Annotated in this window: 13 protein-coding genes; 6 read left to right on the forward strand and 7 right to left on the reverse strand. The window is 67.1% G+C overall.

Translation table 11 applies throughout. The annotated features are described in order from the left end of the window. Nucleotides 1–24: 24 nt before the first annotated feature. Entirely contained in the window at nucleotides 25–1,254 is a 1,230-nt protein-coding gene (locus EF294_RS00255) for an aminotransferase family protein (RefSeq protein ID WP_185090884.1), read from the forward strand. Between the two features lie 114 nt (nucleotides 1,255–1,368). On the opposite strand, the gene EF294_RS00260 is transcribed toward EF294_RS00255, so the two are convergent. Continuing rightward, nucleotides 1,369–1,902, reverse strand: coding sequence for an alkyl hydroperoxide reductase (locus EF294_RS00260; protein ID WP_123925035.1), 534 nt, complete (start codon nucleotides 1,900–1,902; stop codon nucleotides 1,369–1,371). A gap of 12 nt (nucleotides 1,903–1,914) precedes the next feature. Then, complete coding sequence (locus tag EF294_RS00265) at nucleotides 1,915–2,502, reverse strand: peroxiredoxin (protein WP_006371161.1); 588 nt, start codon at nucleotides 2,500–2,502, stop codon at nucleotides 1,915–1,917. 142 nt (nucleotides 2,503–2,644) lie between these two features. On the opposite strand from EF294_RS00265, the gene EF294_RS00270 reads away from it, so the two are divergent. Then, complete coding sequence (locus tag EF294_RS00270; protein WP_123925036.1) at nucleotides 2,645–3,580, forward strand: hydrogen peroxide-inducible genes activator; 936 nt, start codon at nucleotides 2,645–2,647, stop codon at nucleotides 3,578–3,580. Between the two features lie 27 nt (nucleotides 3,581–3,607). Here EF294_RS00270 and EF294_RS00275 read toward each other — a convergent pair whose 3' ends face one another. Together EF294_RS00275 and EF294_RS00280 are read right to left on the reverse strand one after the other, a co-directional pair. After that, nucleotides 3,608–5,719 carry a DEAD/DEAH box helicase gene (locus tag EF294_RS00275; protein ID WP_185090885.1) on the reverse strand — a complete coding sequence of 704 codons (2,112 nt, stop codon included), beginning with the start codon at nucleotides 5,717–5,719 and terminating at the stop codon, nucleotides 3,608–3,610. Between the two features lie 80 nt (nucleotides 5,720–5,799). Next, nucleotides 5,800–6,852: a PAC2 family protein gene (locus tag EF294_RS00280; protein WP_123925038.1), complete on the reverse strand. Its 1,053-nt coding sequence runs from the start codon at nucleotides 6,850–6,852 to the stop codon at nucleotides 5,800–5,802. Between the two features lie 456 nt (nucleotides 6,853–7,308). Between EF294_RS00280 and EF294_RS00285 the strand changes: the two genes are divergently transcribed. After that, nucleotides 7,309–7,797, forward strand: a complete 489-nt coding sequence (locus EF294_RS00285; protein ID WP_246007585.1) for a hypothetical protein — start codon at nucleotides 7,309–7,311, stop codon at nucleotides 7,795–7,797. Between the two features lie 107 nt (nucleotides 7,798–7,904). After that, entirely contained in the window at nucleotides 7,905–9,101 is a 1,197-nt protein-coding gene (locus EF294_RS00290) for a DUF4192 domain-containing protein (protein WP_123925039.1), read from the forward strand. Between the two features lie 84 nt (nucleotides 9,102–9,185). Here the strand turns inward: EF294_RS00290 and EF294_RS00295 are convergent, their stop codons facing one another. Continuing rightward, entirely contained in the window at nucleotides 9,186–9,869 is a 684-nt protein-coding gene (locus EF294_RS00295; protein ID WP_123925040.1) for an iron-dependent transcriptional repressor DtxR, read from the reverse strand. A 207-nt stretch (nucleotides 9,870–10,076) separates the two neighbouring features. Here EF294_RS00295 and EF294_RS00300 point away from each other — a divergent pair, with 207 nt between their 5' ends. After that, nucleotides 10,077–11,321: an acetoin utilization protein AcuC gene (locus EF294_RS00300; protein WP_123925041.1), complete on the forward strand. Its 1,245-nt coding sequence runs from the start codon at nucleotides 10,077–10,079 to the stop codon at nucleotides 11,319–11,321. Continuing rightward, a complete protein-coding gene (locus tag EF294_RS00305; RefSeq protein WP_123925042.1) occupies nucleotides 11,314–14,244 on the forward strand; it encodes a bifunctional acetate--CoA ligase family protein/GNAT family N-acetyltransferase in 2,931 nt (976 codons plus the stop codon). Before EF294_RS00300 ends, EF294_RS00305 begins: the two co-directional genes overlap by 8 nt. 27 nt (nucleotides 14,245–14,271) lie before the next feature. On the opposite strand, the gene EF294_RS00310 is transcribed toward EF294_RS00305, so the two are convergent. After that, nucleotides 14,272–15,210 (reverse strand): sigma-70 family RNA polymerase sigma factor, encoded by a 939-nt coding sequence (locus EF294_RS00310; protein WP_246007613.1) that lies wholly within the window; start codon nucleotides 15,208–15,210, stop codon nucleotides 14,272–14,274. Nucleotides 15,211–15,465: 255 nt separating this feature from the next. Beyond that, nucleotides 15,466–15,864, reverse strand: coding sequence for a DUF3099 domain-containing protein (locus EF294_RS00315; protein WP_123925044.1), 399 nt, complete (start codon nucleotides 15,862–15,864; stop codon nucleotides 15,466–15,468). Between the last annotated feature and the right edge of the window lie 84 nt (nucleotides 15,865–15,948).

A 15,948-nucleotide genomic window follows, 5' to 3' on the forward strand; every position in this document is an offset into this window, starting at 1 on the left:
GCGGCGACCGGCATCATGGTGACCATGGCTGGTTCGCTGTGGCATGGCTTCGCCGACATGGGTTCGGTGAGCACCGATGGTCCGTTCGTCGTCACCCGCGGTGAGGGGGCGCGCATCTGGGATGCGCAGGGCAACTCCTACCTCGACGCCACGGCGGGGCTCTGGTTCACCAACGTCGGTCACGGTCGCACCGAAATCGCCGACGCCGTGCGCGCACAATTGACGACGTTGGCCCACTACTCCGGATTCGGTGACCTCACCGCCGATATCACCGACGCCCTCGCCGATCGGCTTGCCGCGCTGGCACCGGTGCCCGGAAGCAAGATCTTCTTCACCTCGGGTGGCAGCGATTCGGTCGACACCGCGGCCAAGTTGGCGCGTCGGTATTGGACCGAGGTCGGCAAGCCGGAGAAGACTGTGCTCGTCGGCCGCACCAAGGCCTACCACGGCATGCATGTCGCGGGTACCTCGCTGGCTGGCATCCCGGCCAACCACGACGGCTACGGACAACTCATGCCCGACGCGGAGTCGGTCGGCTGGGACGACGCCAAGAGTCTGCTCGGGCTCATCGAACGGGTCGGCGCCGATCGGGTGGCCGCCTTTTTCTGCGAACCGATTATCGGTGCGGGCGGGGTGTATCTCCCGCCCGAGGGGTATCTCGCCGAGGTGCGCCAGATCTGCCGTGATCATGACGTCCTGTTCGTCGCCGACGAGGTGGTGACCGGTTTCGGCCGCATCGGCGGCGACAGCTGGTTCGCGTCGTCGCGGTTCGATCTGCAGCCGGATCTGATGACCACTGCCAAGGGACTGACGTCGGGGTACGTGCCGATGGGCGCGGTCTTCGTAGCGCCGCGGATTGCCGAGCCGTTCTACGCCGGCGGCGTCTGGTGGCGCCACGGCTACACCTACGGCGGTCACGCCGGAGCCGCGGCGGCGGCGATGGCCAACCTCGACATCATCGAACGCGAGGGACTGCTCGCCGAGGCCACGCGCCTGGAGACCGAACTGGCGACGGTGCTACGCCCGCTCGCCGATCTCGACGCTGTAAGCGAGGTCCGCACCGGGTTGGGTGCGGTCAGCGCCGTCCAGCTCGCCGATCCCGCGCGCGCCCAGGACGCGGTGGCGGCGATGCGCAGACACGGGGTGAGCGGACGCGCCGCCGGGCAGGGTGCGCTCCAGATATCCCCGGCCTTCGTGATGAGCACCGCAGAGGTCGGCGACCTCGCGAGCCGCATCGGCGACGCTCTGAGCTGACTCCCGGCGCTCGCACGCCGGCTACGGCTCCGGCGACGACTCGGGCCCGGCGCCTGCGCGCACGCAGACACCGGGCCCGATTCCATCTGTCACCGACGGTCTCGCACAGGCCGATCAGACGCCGCTGAGTACCTCGGTGGTGGCGATCGCCTGGCCGACGCCGGCCACGATCGAGGCGACCTTGAGCGCCTCGAAGATCGCCTCGCGGTCCACGCCCGCCTCGCGCAGGGTGGCCTCGTGCGCGCCCACGCAGTGCTCGCAACCATTGATCGAGCTGACCGCGAACGACCATAACTCGAAGTTGGCTTTGTCGACGCCGGGATTACCGATGATGTTCATCCGCAGACCGGGGCGCAGGTCGTCGTATTTGCCGCCGAGGAATCCGCGGCCGCGATAGAAGACGTTGTTCATCCCCATGATCGACGCGGCGCCCAGGGCGGCGTTGTAGGCCTGGGCGGACAACGTGTCGGCGGCCTCCTCGCCGATCTCGGCCAGCACCTTGGCATTTCGCGTCGCCGCAGCGGTCGCGAGCAGGGTGCCCCATAGCTGCTCCTCGTTCAGTGCGGTGGTGCGGCTGATCGAACCGAGGTTGAGCTTGAGGTCCTTGGCGTACTCGGGAAGGGCTTCCTTGAGATTGTCGATGCTCATGCCGTGCTCCTCTCAGACGCTGGCGGTCAGTAGTTCGCCTGCGTTGATGGTGGGGTCGCCCTTGCGCCAGTTGCAGGCGCACAGTTCGTCGGACTGCAGCGCGTCGAGGACGCGGAGCACCTCATCGACGTTGCGGCCCACCGACCCCGCGGTCACCGAGACGAACTGGATCTCGTTGTTCGGATCGACGATGAAGGTGGCGCGGTCGGCGACGCCGTCGGCGTTGAGAACACCTGCCGCGGTAGCCAGTTCGCGCTTGAGATCGCTCAGCATCGGGAAGGGGAGGGTCTTGAGGTCCTCGTGCTGGGCGCGCCACTGGAAGTGGACAAATTCGTTGTCCACCGAGGCGCCGAGCACCTGGGCGTCGCGGTCGGCGAACTCGTCGTTGAGCTTGCCGAAGGCGGCGATCTCAGTCGGGCACACGAAGGTGAAGTCCTTGGGCCAGAAGAAGATGATCCGCCACTTGCCGGGATGATCATCGCTGGAGATCTGGGTGAAGTAATCGTCGGGCTGCTGGGCGTCGACCTTCGACAGGTCGCCGCCGATCACAGCGGTGAGGTTGTAGGCGGGGAACTGATCGCCGATCGTGAGCAGAGCCATGGTGTGCAATCTCTCCTTTGGTTGCGCGGCGGCCGGCGATCCGGACGGATCGGCACGGCCGTACCGATAGTGCTTCGCACCGACCATTGTGCGTGGGAATCGGTGAAAGTGAAACGTGATGATTAGCACTAGAATGATAGGTATGTCAGATAAAACTTATCAGCCGTCGCTGGCTGGCCTGCGTGCCTTCGTCGCGTTGGCACGCAGGCTTCATTTCGGCTCTGCGGCAAACGAACTGGGGATCAGCCAGCCATCGCTGTCGCAGGCGTTGGCGGCGCTGGAGGCTGGTCTCGGACGCACACTCATCGAGCGCACCACCCGGCGTGTCTTCTTGACGCCGGAGGGGCTGACCCTGCTTCCTGCAGCGATCGCGGTCACCGACGCTGCCGAGGAATTCTTGTCGGCGGCGGCCGGCGCCGACGACCCGCTCTCCGGCGCGGTACGTCTCGGGGTGATTCCTACGGTCGCGCCCTATGTACTGCCGCGGATGCTTCGGGGGTTGCCGGCCAGGTTCCCTGGTCTCGAACTGCGGGTGGTCGAGGATCAGACCGCCCGTCTGCTCACCGCGCTGCGCGAGGGCTCGCTGGACGTCGCTGTCCTGGCTCTGCCCGCAGAGGCCCCCGGGATTGCCGAGATCCCGATGTACGACGAGGATTTCGTGCTCGCTCTGCCGGTCGGCCATCCGCTCGCCGGCCGAAAACGCGTCGATCCGAGCAAACTCGCCGAGCTACCGCTGCTCCTGCTCGACGAGGGGCACTGTCTGCGTGAGCAGGCTCTCGAGGTCTGTCGACTGGCCGGGGTCTCACCCGACCTCGGGCATACCCGCGCGGCGTCGCTGGCCACCGCTGTGCAATGTGTCGAAGGCGGGCTGGGGGTGACGCTGATCCCCGAGACTGCTGTCGACTCCGAAACGGCGGCAGGAGAACTGGCGATCGCACGATTCACCGCGCCGCGTCCGGGACGGCGGATTGGGTTGGTCTATCGGGTGTCGTCGGGTCGCGACGAACCATATCGGCGGCTGGCCGCCGTGATCGCCGGACTGGTCGAGGAGATCGCGCCGGTGCGGATTACCGCGTAGCCGATTCCGATCTGACCGCGCCGGCGATCAGGCCGGGTTCGTGGCCACGGCGTGGGCGAGCTCTTCCCACTCATCGAGCAGGCTGGAGTCCACGTCGCGGATCATCGCGCCGACGCCGTCGGTGATGTCCTCGATCTGCTCGGTCGCTACCGCGAGCGGAAGTCCTTGCCGCAGAGCGCGGTAACAGTCGGAGAGATAGCGCAGCACGACGCCCTCGCTGCGGGCGAGGCCATAGGCGGAGATCAACTCGGTGAAGGTCATTGCCCGTTCGAGCATCTCGCGCAGGACCGACTTCGGTTTCGGCGGGAACGACGACACCCACGGATGGCCTCGGCGGTAGACGTCGAAGGCGTAGGTGATCTCCTCGGCGAGGGGCCGGGGCCAGGTGATCTCCTCCAGCCGCGACATCCGCTCCTCGTATTCGATGCCGTCGGCCTTCATCTCCGCGATCGCGGCGTCGCGGGCGAGTTTGCGCTGCGCGAGTAACAACGGCCGTGGATCCTCGAGTGTCGACTCGAGGATCGACACCACGTCGAGGGCGTACGTCGTCGAGTCCGGGTCGAGGAGCTCGAACGCGGCGAGCGCGAACGCCGACAACGGATTGGTCAGCGCGAAGTTCTCCGGCATGTCCACCGACAGCGCCACGTGTCTGCCTTCGGCGTCGGGCCGGTCGAGCTGCACCACGATGCCGGCGTTGCGGAGATCGCGGTAGAGGGCGATGGTGTGACGGATATGACGCAGCTGTCGATCGCGGGGCTCGTGGTTGTCCTCGAGGAGATGCCGCGTCGCCGCGAAACAGTCGCCGGGCCGGCCGAGGACCTCCATGAGCATCGCGGTGGTCATCTGGAAGTGCGAGCGCAGCGGCTCGTCGGGGGCCTCGGCGAGCTGAAGGAAGGTCTTCTCGCCCCAGGAGACGAATCCCTCGGGAGGCTTCTTGCGGACAATCTTGCGCAGCTTCTTCGGGTCGTCACCGGCCTTGCCGACTGCTCGCGCGTTCTCCACGTCATGTTCGGGTGCCTGGGCGACGACGTAACCGATCGTGTCGAATCCGGCGCGACCGGCCCGTCCGGCGATCTGGTGGAATTCCCTGGCCCGCAATCGCCGTACTCGGGTGCCGTCGTATTTGCTGAGTCCGGCGAACAACACGGTCCGGATCGGGACGTTGATCCCGACTCCGAGCGTGTCGGTGCCCGCGACGACCTTGAGCAGACCACGCTGGGCCAGACGTTCGACGAGGCGTCGGTATCTGGGCAGCATGCCCGCGTGATGGACCCCGATTCCGGCCCGCACCAGCTTGGACAGGGTGGAGCCGAATCCGGTGGAGAACCGGAAATCGCCGATGGCGTCTGCGATCTCGGCGCGCTCGGCTTTGTCGCAGATCCGCGCCGACAACAGTGCCTGTGCCCGCTCGACCGCGGCGGCCTGGGTGAAATGCACGACGTAGATGGGGGCCCGTCCGCGATCGATGAGGTCCTCGATGGTCTCGTGGATCGGCGTCATCGCATACGCGTACTCCAGCGGTACCGGGCGCTGCGTCCCGGTGATCGCAGTGGTGTCGCGGCCCGTGCGGCGCCGTAGATCATCGACGAAGAAGGTGACATCGCCCAGCGTCGCCGACATGAGCAGGAACTGCGTGCGGGGGAGCTCGATGAGTGGTACCTGCCACGCCCAGCCCCGGTCGCGCTCACCGTAGAAGTGGAACTCGTCGGCGACGAGCACGCCGATGTCACTGTCGGGGCCGTCACGCAGCGCAAGGTTGGCGACGATCTCGGCGGTCGCGCAGATGATGGGGGCGTCGGGGTTGACCGCGGCGTCTCCGGTCAGCAACCCGACCTGCTCGGCGCCGAACTGCTCACACAGGTCGAAGAACTTCTCGCTCACCAGCGCCTTGATCGGGGCGGTGTAGAAGGCACGCCGGCCATGACAGCGAGCGAAATGGATCGCGCCGGAGGCCACCAACGACTTGCCCGACCCGGTTGGCGTGGCGAGGATGACGTTGTTTCCCGACACCAGCTCGAGTAGCGCGTCCTCCTGATGCGGGTAGAACGCGATACCGCGGCCCGCCCACCAGTCGGTGAATTCCTCGAAGGCGGTGTCCTCATCGGCGGCGGGGGCCAGGAACTCTGGGGTCGGGGGCACTGGGGTCGGGGGCACTGGGGTCGGGGGCGAGGACACATCCGGGTCGGCGATCCGGGCGTCGTCGGCCGGATCGGGTCGGCTTAGATCGCAGATGGTCGGCCACCGCTGTCGTCGTCGGGATCGCTGCCGCGCTGATGATCGCTGTCGTTGTGATGACCGCCTTGCGGCTGATCGCCGGCACCCTGATGCAGGTCTGCGAGGAAGCGCTCGAGCTCGGCGCCCAGTTCGTCCCCACTGGGCAGCGATTCCTCGGTGGCCAGCAGCGACGCCCGTTCGGTCTGCGCCTGCTGGAATGCGTCGTATTGCTGCTCGAGCGCCGTCACCACCGTCTCGATCTCGGCGTTACCCGAGACCTCGGTGTCGACTTGCTCGCGAACCTTCACCGCGGCCGTGTCGAGCGCGGCGACGGGCAGATCCAGGCCGGTGATCGCCGTCACGGCCGACAAGAGTCGCGACGCGGCGGCGGGGTAGTCGGTCTGGGACAGATAATGCGGCACGTGCACCGACAGCCCCGAAGCGCGGCGTCCACCCTGCCCCAGGCGTAGTTCGAGCAGCATCGACGCGCTGGCCGGCACTTTCATCGCGGTACCCCATCGCGGCAGGTCGCCGAGGATATCGGGATCACTGCCGTGGGCGGTGATCGATGCCGGCCGGGTGTGCGGAACGGCCATGGGGATGGCATTGAGCCCGACGACATCGGTGACGCCGAAGCGGTCTGCCAAGCGCCGTACGGCCTCGGTGAATTTCTCCCATCGCAAGTCCGGTTCCGAACCGGACAGCAGCAGAAACGGGCGGTCGTTCGCGTCGCGGACGGCATGCAGGGTCAGCGTCGGCATCGCCACATTGATGAACGTCTCCCCGCTGAAGTCGACCATGGGACGACGGGAGCGGTAGTCCATCAGCTCATCGGTGTCGAAGGTCGCCACCAGATCGGACTCCAGGCTGTTGCGCAGATGAGCTGCGGCCAGTGCGACCGCGTGGCCTGCGTCGGCAAACCCGTCGAGCGCGTGGATCAGCACCGGGCCCGTGTCATGGCGTCCCATGGCGGGCGCGGGAAAGGCCAGCTCGTACAGCGCGCCGTCACCGCGCGAGGCATCGTCACGTGAGCCGTCGTCGGCGCTCCGCTCGTCCATGTCAGTCCTCCTCGATGTGGCCCGTCGCCCCAGGTGAACGTGGGCGTGAACCACGATTGTCTCGCATCTACGCCGCTGTAGACCAATTTCGCAGCTCGGCGCCGTATCGCACACGGTTCTCGCGTCTCCGCCACTACAACCGTCCTCTTCGGGCGACGATTCCCAGCCGGCGGGTGCGCCACGCGTGAGCCACGAGTGGCACAGTGATTCCATGACGGCGATTCCGATGACGACCTATCGCGGGAACCCATGACACCTCAGCGCCGAGCGCGCCGTGGGCACATCCGTGTGGTCGGTGTTCTGCCTCGGCTCGTGGGTATGTCGGTCTGTGCGGGCGTGTTGTTCACCGGTTGTACGACAGACGGGCAGGCGGTGGGCAATTCGGCCGCGGACCTCTCCGATCGTGCGGTGCTACCGGCCGATTTCCCTGTCTCGGGGGCGACTCGGGTTCCTGGGATGGCGGTGCCTTTCGCCCTGGCCGGAGTGAGCGGTAATGATCCGGCGGTGGCCTATCCCGTCGATTGCGCGCCCCGGGCTCCGTCGTCCGCCGGTGCCGTCGTCACCTCGGTGATCGTGGCCGGGGGAGCCTCGTCGTATACCTCCGCGATTGCACGCGCGCCCGATGGGCTCGCCGAGGTGCTTGCCCAAGCCGGTCGGTGTCCGGAAACCCGTACCGGTGGGCAGCGGGCCGGCAGCATCGTTGCGACCCGAATACAACCGGCTCCGCCCTCACCGGCCGGGGTTGCCACCGCCGCGCTGCAGCGCACCGCGTTCACCGGCGACACCTCCCACTCCGCGGCCACGAGCAGTCTGACGTTGCTCGGACAACGCGGTGACATCCGCGTGTACGCGCAGTACCGATGGGCTGGTGACGGCGGCATCGACCCGGCGGCCGTCCGCAATCTCGACGCGCTGTTCGCCAAAGCGGTGGCTGCTGCCCTCTGACCTCGGTGTGTGCCGACGGTTGTGGACGAGCGGAGGTCGGGGGATCACCGGTCCGGAGCGGTCTCGACCGGCGGGGACCGGACAGCGCCGAGGATCACGATCACAGCATGACGACGCCACAGACACCGCCCTCACCCATCGATGCGACCACCGTGCTCAGTGCCGTTCCCGCGCTGCTCGGATTCATCCCGAGACACTCGCTGATCGTCGTCGTTCTCCAGACCCCGAACAGCGTTCGGGTTGCCATGCGCTACGACCTGTCGCTGACGGCCGACGGGTACGCCGCCGACGATCTGCTCGTCGTCGCCGAGAGCCTCGGCCACATCGTCCGCCGACACGACAGCGGACCGGTCCTCGCGGTGATCGCTGACGATCGGTATTCGCCCGACGACGACCGCTACCGTCAGGTGTTCTCTCTGGCAGATGACTGCCTCGCCGATTCCGGTGGTCTCGCACAGGGTTTCGTCGTCACCGCCTTCGAGCAGCATGCGCCCTGGCAACTGATCTGGAGACGCGGTGCCGGTCCCACGGGAGCCGGGGTGGGCGGCCGACCGGTCGGCGGTACTATGGCCGATCCCTACACCTCACCGACCGCCGTCGCCGAGGCGGTGTTGACAGGTCGACGGATATTGCGCGATCGCGGCGAGATGGCCGCGATGCTGACTTCGTTGCCGCACTGCGACTCCCCGAACTGCGGATTCCCGAGCAGTGATTCCCCAACTCGAGCAGAACACGTTGCAGGTCAATCGATTTCGGCGCGAACCGAGATGCGGTTGGCGCCACGGCGAGGGGAGCGGTCGACCCGTCCGGCTCGGGCTGGTGGTGAACCCTACGGTGGTATCGAACCCCACGAAGGGCGAAACGCCGAGCTGTTGCGCGCCGTTCTGTGCGCGATGCAGGCGCCGGGCGTCCCCGACTGCGCGACGATGACGGTGCTGCACCGCGCGATCACCACACTCCCGGTGCGCGACGCCGCACTGGCCTGCGCGGTCACCGACCTGAGGGCAGGCGCGGAACACTTATGGCGCACACTCACGCGCCGATTGCGAGGTACCGGACGTGCCAGTGCCGCAACACTTCTCGCGCACCTGCACTACATCGGCGGGGAGGGGGCGTTCGCGGGTGTCGCGCTCGACTGCGCGTTGGCGGCCGACCCTGGGTGGAAATTGGCGAACCTGCTCGACCAGGCGTTGCGCGGCGGCGCGGCACCCTCACTACTCTGGGGCATGATCGATGAGTCGTACGGCATCGCCACTGATCTCGGGGTGGTGATCCCCCGCGCAACACTGCGTGCCGTCGGCTAACCGGCCGGGCCGTCGAATCGTGGGACCAACCAGCGTGGCCCGAGCAGCGCTGTGTGCGCGTCGCCGGGGGTCAGGCAATCGCGGTCAGACCTTCTCGACGAAGATCGAATGCGCCATCTCCGCAGAGAGGACCAAACCCTCGTGACCCGGGGTGTCGACCTCGACGCGCTGCGGGGTGCAGGTCACCGTCACCCGGGCGTTCGGGACGACCCCGGCCTCACGCAAGTCGGAGATCAACTCGCGATCGGACTGGGCGTGCTCGGCAACGCGGCGCACGATCACCGCGACCGGGTCGCCCTGCGGGATATCGGAGAGTCGGGTCGCGGTGTCGATGGCGGTCGCGGCCTCGGCGCCGAGTGCCTCGAGGCCGGGAATCGGGTTTCCATAGGGTGAGGTGGTGGGGTTGTCGAGTACCGCCAGCAGGCGTCGTTCGACGTTCTCGCTCATCACGTGCTCCCAGCGACAGGCCTCGTCGTGCACCTGGTCCCATGGCATTCCAATGACGTCGACGAGCAGTCGTTCGGCCAGCCGGTGCTTACGCATGACCGCGATCGCGAGACTGCGACCCTTGCCGGTGAGTTCGAGGTGACGGTCGCCCGCGACCCGCAACAGCCCGTCGCGTTCCATGCGCGCCACCGTCTGTGACACCGTCGGTCCGCTTTGGTCGAGACGCTCGGCGATACGAGCACGCAGCGGAACGATCCCCTCTTCTTCGAGGTCGTAGATCGTCCGCAGGTACATCTCGGTGGTGTCAACAAGATCGTTCACTGTCCGCAGTCCCTTCGTCGTCACCAAGGGTACCTTGAGCAGCACGGGCATCGGCGATGTCGTCGAGGGCCCGGAACATCCCCGTGGCGCCGTCGGCTGTGGGTGTGAGTGTCCTGGGTGTGAGCGTCGTCGCCCCCGTGCCGATCCGCATCGGGCAGGCCTCGGACCCACTAGCCTGACATTCGTGCCGAGTCTGTGGAGTTCTCGATGAGTGCAGCGGTGATCTGGAGTGAGGACTTCCTGGCCTACCGGTGGGCGCACTCCCATCCGATGAACCCCGTGCGTCTGGCGTTGACGATGTCGTTGGCGCGCAGTCTGGGGGTGCTTGACGACGTCGAGCTCGCCGATCCGTTGCAGATCGACGATGACGCACTGATCCCGGTGCACTCCCGCGACTACCTCAATGCGGTGCGGGCCGTCGGATCGGGCACCGCGTCGTTGTCCGGGCCGTTGCTGGCGCGACTGTTCGGACTCGGCGACGCCGACAATCCCGTCTTCGGCGGGATGCACGAAGCCGCCCGGCTGCTCGTCGGCGGAACGCTCGCCGCCGCGCAGGCCGTCGCATCGGGATCGGTGCGACGGGCGGTCAACATCGGCGGCGGCATGCACCATGCCCTGCGATCGCGGGCTGCGGGGTTCTGTATCTACAACGATTGTTCGGTCGCCATCCGATGGTTGCTCGACCACGGCTACGACCGCATCGCCTACGTCGACATCGACGCCCATCACGGTGACGGGGTGCAGGCCGAGTTCGTCGCAGACCCGCGTGTCATGACCATCTCGCTGCATCAGCATCCGGCCACCCTGTGGCCCGGTTCCGGTTGGCCGACCGAGATCGGGGAGGGGGACGCACACGGCACCGCGGTGAATCTCCCGTTCATGCCGAATACTCCGGATCGGTTGTGGCTGAGAGGATTTCATGCGGTGGTGCCCTCAATGATCGCCGAGTTCGCACCACAGATCCTGATCAGCCAATGTGGCGCGGACAGTCACCGCGCCGACCCGCTGACCGATCTGTCACTGACCGTCGACGGACAACGCGCGGCGATGATCGCCATGCGTGACCTCGCCGAAAAGTACTGTGAGGGAAGGTGGATCGCGGTCGGTGGCGGGGGCTACGGCGTGGTCAATGTGGTACCCCGCAGTTGGACACACCTGCTCGGCGTGGTCCTCGACCGCGACATCCCCGTCGAGACCACGATCGGTGAGCAGTGGTGTCAGACCGCCACTGAGGTCGCAGACACCATCTACCCGGAGTATTCGGCGGCACCGGTCGGCACCATGAGCGACGACGGCGACGTCGGCTACGTCGCCTGGGACGGTGATACCGGCCAGCAAGCACCGCCCGGTATCGACGAGTCGGCGTTGCGACAGACCGATCGCGCCATCATGGCCACCCGCAAGGCGGTATTCCCGCTGCACGGACTCGACCCGGAGGATCCGCGTGACTGAGAAACCTGCCTCGGACGGCTCAGGACAGGTGGACGTCGATGCCGACATCACCACCGGCGCGCGCACGGTGGAGGGGGCGGTCGCGCGCGGGCCCTGGGATTACCCGCGTCACTGGATCGCCGACGTCCTGGCCTCCGATGGTGGTGTGGTTCATCTGCGGCCGATCGTCCCCGACGACGCCGATCGCGTCGTCCGGTTCCATGCCGGGCTCAGCGAACGCACCCGCTACATGCGGTACTTCGGCCCCACCCCGACGCTGCCGCCGCGCGAGGTGGTGCGGACGACCACCGTCGACCACCAGCAACGGGTGGCGCTGGTCGCGGTGCTCGGTGGTGAATTCATCGCGATCGGCATCTACGAGGGCCTCGCCGCCGACGGCAAACCCGAATCGGCCGAGGTCGCCTTCGTCGTCGCCGACGCGCATCAGGGACGTGGGTTGGGGCCGATCCTTCTCGAACACCTCGCCGGCGCCGCAGCCGAGAACGGATTCACCCGATTCGAGGCGGAAGTGCTCAGCGAGAACCCGAACATGGTCGCGGTGTTCCGCGATGCGGGATACCAGATCTCGCGCGCCTTCGACGGTGCGACGGTGCACGTCGAGTTCACCATCGACCCGACCGAGGCGTTGCTGTCGGTGCGCAACGCCCGCGAACGTGCGTCCGAGGCGCGCAGCGTCGCCAATCTGCTGCGACCCATGTCGGTGGCGGTGATCGGTGCATCGGCCGACCCGAAGAAGGTCGGCAACGCCCTGTTGGCCAACATCATCGCCGGCGGATTCGCCGGACCGGTGTTCCCGGTCAATGGGCCCGGCCACCGCGGTGATGACACCGGCGAGCAGGCACACGGCGGAGCCGCGGCCGGTCACCACGCGGTGGGACGTCGGGTGGCGCATGGCAATCCGCGACTGAGAGACCGCCAGCGGCCGCCGTCGGTGCGGGGTATCCGTGCCTACGAGACGGTGCGCGACATCCCGGATCCCGTGGATCTCGCGGTCGTGGCCGTGCCCGCCGCAGTCGTCGGCGACGTCCTCGATGACTGCCTCGTCAAGGGCGTACGCACTCTGGTCATCGTGTCGTCGGGGTTCGGTGAGGCCGGTGAGGAAGGTTTGGCGAGTGAGCGCCGCCTGCTGGAGCAGGTTCGCGAACACGGCATGCGTCTGGTCGGACCCAACGCTCTCGGCGTCGCCAACAACGACCCACAAGTCGCACTCAACGCGACATTGGCACCCCGTATCCCCGCGGCCGGCCGGGTCGGCTTCTTCTGTCAGTCCGGTGCGCTGGGTATCGCCATCCTCGACACCGCCGCGCGCCGTCAGATCGGTTTGTCGACCTTCGTCTCGGCGGGTAACCGCGCCGACGTCTCCGGCAACGATCTGTTGCAGTACTGGGACACCGACAGCGCGACCGATGTGGTACTGCTCTATCTGGAGAGTTTCGGTAACCCGCGGAAGTTCTCGCGCATCGCGCGCCGCGTCTCGCGAACGAAGCCGATCGTGGCGGTCAAATCCGGCAAGGGGGCGCTGACCGCGGTGCGTGCCGCCCGATCGGCCGCAGCCACCCTCGACGACCGCATCGCGCAGATGGTGCTCGAGCAGGCCGGCGTGATCCAGGTCGATACCATCCCGGAGTTGTTCGACTGCGCAACGATATTCGCCTATCAGCCGCTGCCGCGCGGGCCGCGCACCCGGATCATCGGCAACTCCTCGGTACTCGGCAGCCTCGCCGCGGACACCGCCCGCAACGGTGGTCTGGACGTGATCGGCACCGTCGACATCGGGGCCGGTGCCTCAGAGGAGGAGTTCGAGTCGGCGGTGGCCGCGGCGATGGCCGACGAGCAGGTCGACGCGATCATCGTGGTGTTCGTGCCGCCGGTGGCGGTCGACGCCGACTGGCACGCGCGCGCACTGATGGCCGCGGCCAACACGCCCGACGCCGATGCGGCCAAGCCCATCGTGACGACGTTCCTGGCGGTCGAGGGCATTCCGCCCGGACTCATGCGTCCCGGCCCGAACGGCCTGCCGGAGCGGGGGTCGATACCGTCCTACGGCAGCCCCGAACGCGCGGCGTCCGCGCTCGCCAATGCGTGGCAGTACGCCCGCTGGCGCGCCCGGCCCGAGTCGACCGTCATCCGGCCTGCCGACGTCGATCCCGAAGCCGCCCGCATGTTCGTCCGGGAGGAAATGGCGGGCCTCGAGGCCACCGATGGGGAACGCACCTCACCTGACGAAGACACCCCCGATGCCGAGCCGACCGGTCGACTGCTGAACGAGGTGGCCGCGGCCCGGCTGCTGACCTGGTACGGCATCGATGTCGTGGCATTCGGTGAGGTACGGACGATGCACGAGGCCAGTGCGGCCGCCCGCGAGCTGGGTTTTCCGGTGGCGGTCAAGGCCACCTCGCCGGGTTGGCGGGGTCGTCTCGACCGCGAGGGTGTGCGGCTGGATCTGCCCGATCCCACCGCGGTGGTGACGGCGTTCGCCGAACTGACCGAACTCACCGGCGATCGCGTCCTGCACGTGCAGAAGATGGCGCCCAAGGGGGTGGGGACCGTCATCGCCATGCGCGATGACCCGTCATTCGGGCCGCTGATCTCCTTCGGCTTGTCCGGCAGCACCTTTGAACTCCTGGGTGATCGTGCGTACCGGGCGGTGCCGCTGTCGGATCGAGACGCTGCCGATCTCATCGATGCGCCTCGCTCGGCGCCGCTGCTCGACGGATTTCGCGGTGAGCGCCCCGCGGACAAATCCGCTCTCGTCGACATCCTGCAACGCATCTCGACCCTCGTCGAGGACATCCCGGAGATCCGCGAGGTCACCTGTGATCCGATCCTGGTCTCACCCGACGGCGCCGCGATTCTCAATGCCCGGATACGCATCGGTCCGGTGCCCTCGAGGAGGGACACCGGACCGAGGAGGCTCAGCTAGGCCAAATGAAGTGGGGGCAGCCCCGGGTCAGCTGGCGTAGGCGCGCAGGCGTTCGGCGCGATCGCCCTGACGCAGCTTGCCCATCACCTCGCGCTCGATCTGCCGGACACGCTCGCGGGAGAGTCCGAACATACGGCCGATCTGGTCGAGCGTACGCGGTTGACCGTCGTCGAGGCCGTAGCGCATGCGGATGACCTGCTGTTCACGCTCGTCGAGCGTAGCGAGAACGGCGCGCACGTCCGAATGCAACAGGCCCGCGATGACTGCGTTCTCGGCTGAGGTGGCCTCGGCATCCTCGATGAAGTCGCCCAACGGGGCCTCTTCGTCGCTGCCGACCGGCATGTCCAGACTCACCGGATCGCGGCTGTGGTCGAGGAGGTCGGCGATCTTGTCGGCGGGAATGCCCGACTCGTTGGCCAGCTCGTCGTCGGTCGCCTCGCGGCCGAGCTGCTGATGCAGCTCGCGCTTGATGCGGGCGATCTTGTTGACCTGCTCCACGAGATGGACGGGCAGCCGGATGGTGCGGCTCTGATCGGCCATACCGCGGGTGATGGCCTGACGAATCCACCAGGTGGCATACGTCGAGAACTTGAATCCCTTGGCGTAGTCGAACTTCTCCATGGCGCGGATCAGTCCGAGGTTGCCCTCTTGGATGAGGTCGAGCAGCGGCATACCACGACCGGTGTAGCGCTTGGCGAGCGAGACCACCAGACGCAGGTTGGCCTCCAGGAGATGGGCACGCGCTGCCTCCCCCTCGCGGATGACGGTGTTGAGGTCGCGCTTCTTGACGGCACTCAAACGCTTACGGGTCGCCAGGACATGCTTGGCGTATAGGCCCGCCTCGATCTTCTTGGCGAGCTCGACTTCTTGTTCGGCATTGAGCAACGCTGTGCGGCCGATGCCGTTGAGATAGACCCGGACGAGGTCGGCGGCCGGCGATTGGGCGTCGAGATCCTGCTCTGTCATGGCAGGACGAGTGGAGGTGGTGGGCTCGGCGGAGAAATCGGTGGTGGGGGTGGTGGAGCGAGCAACGGTGGAGCGTGACATTCCGGCCTCCTGACTTGAGTGCATTCTGCAAAGGTCCAACGCCGCTGCGACGCCGATAGTTCCCGCCGCCGGACTTCCTTACCTTTCGGTCACCACGCTGACCTGCTGATATCCCTATCTCGCCGGCCGTGGTTCTGAGAAGTTGCTGAGATCAGTGAATCCGTGGAAGACGATTCAGGTCTGGGGCGGTGTCTCCGAGGAGGTCGAATCGATCGTCCGGGCAGTGGTTCCGAGGGGAGCCGGGCCGACGACTGAGTGATCGGACCCGTGCAGGTACTGCGGAACCTCCCCGCGTTTGCGCGGCGGCCGGTCGTTGGCGATCAGCACCGCCACCCACGGCAGCGGGATCGATGCGGCGATGATGGCCAGTGCCCACCAGCCCGAACCGGTCGACGAGTACACGATGCCCGCGATGATCAGAGCCGGGACACGGAACGCCATCAGTGTCAGGTATTTGCGGACACGGGCGCGATGCTGCTCGTCATACGGTGTCGGGGCGCCGGTGATGAGGAACGCATCTGCCTTCGATCGATCCGTCCCGGACCGCTCGCCGTTGTCGTTCCGTTCACCCATCACCCCACTGTCCCACTTTCCCCGAACGGTCGCACTGTCGGCTATGTCCGGGTATCCGGTTCTGATGCGTTCCCGAGTGTCTTT

This window comes from Gordonia oryzae (genome assembly GCF_003797185.1).
Taxonomy (GTDB): Bacteria; Actinomycetota; Actinomycetes; order Mycobacteriales; family Mycobacteriaceae; genus Gordonia; species Gordonia oryzae.

Coding starts and splice junctions, on each gene's coding strand:
- EF294_RS00300 (WP_123925041.1), top strand. CDS start 10,077: ATGAGTGCAGCGGTGATCTGGAGTGAGGACTTCCTGGCCTACCGGTGG.
- EF294_RS00315 (WP_123925044.1), bottom strand. CDS start 15,864: ATGGGTGAACGGAACGACAACGGCGAGCGGTCCGGGACGGATCGATCG.
- EF294_RS00290 (WP_123925039.1), top strand. CDS start 7,905: ATGACGACGCCACAGACACCGCCCTCACCCATCGATGCGACCACCGTG.
- EF294_RS00280 (WP_123925038.1), bottom strand. CDS start 6,852: ATGGACGAGCGGAGCGCCGACGACGGCTCACGTGACGATGCCTCGCGC.
- EF294_RS00270 (WP_123925036.1), top strand. CDS start 2,645: ATGTCAGATAAAACTTATCAGCCGTCGCTGGCTGGCCTGCGTGCCTTC.
- EF294_RS00260 (WP_123925035.1), bottom strand. CDS start 1,902: ATGAGCATCGACAATCTCAAGGAAGCCCTTCCCGAGTACGCCAAGGAC.
- EF294_RS00285 (WP_246007585.1), top strand. CDS start 7,309: ATGGCGGTGCCTTTCGCCCTGGCCGGAGTGAGCGGTAATGATCCGGCG.
- EF294_RS00310 (WP_246007613.1), bottom strand. CDS start 15,210: ATGACAGAGCAGGATCTCGACGCCCAATCGCCGGCCGCCGACCTCGTC.
- EF294_RS00265 (WP_006371161.1), bottom strand. CDS start 2,502: ATGGCTCTGCTCACGATCGGCGATCAGTTCCCCGCCTACAACCTCACC.
- EF294_RS00255 (WP_185090884.1), top strand. CDS start 25: ATGGCTGGTTCGCTGTGGCATGGCTTCGCCGACATGGGTTCGGTGAGC.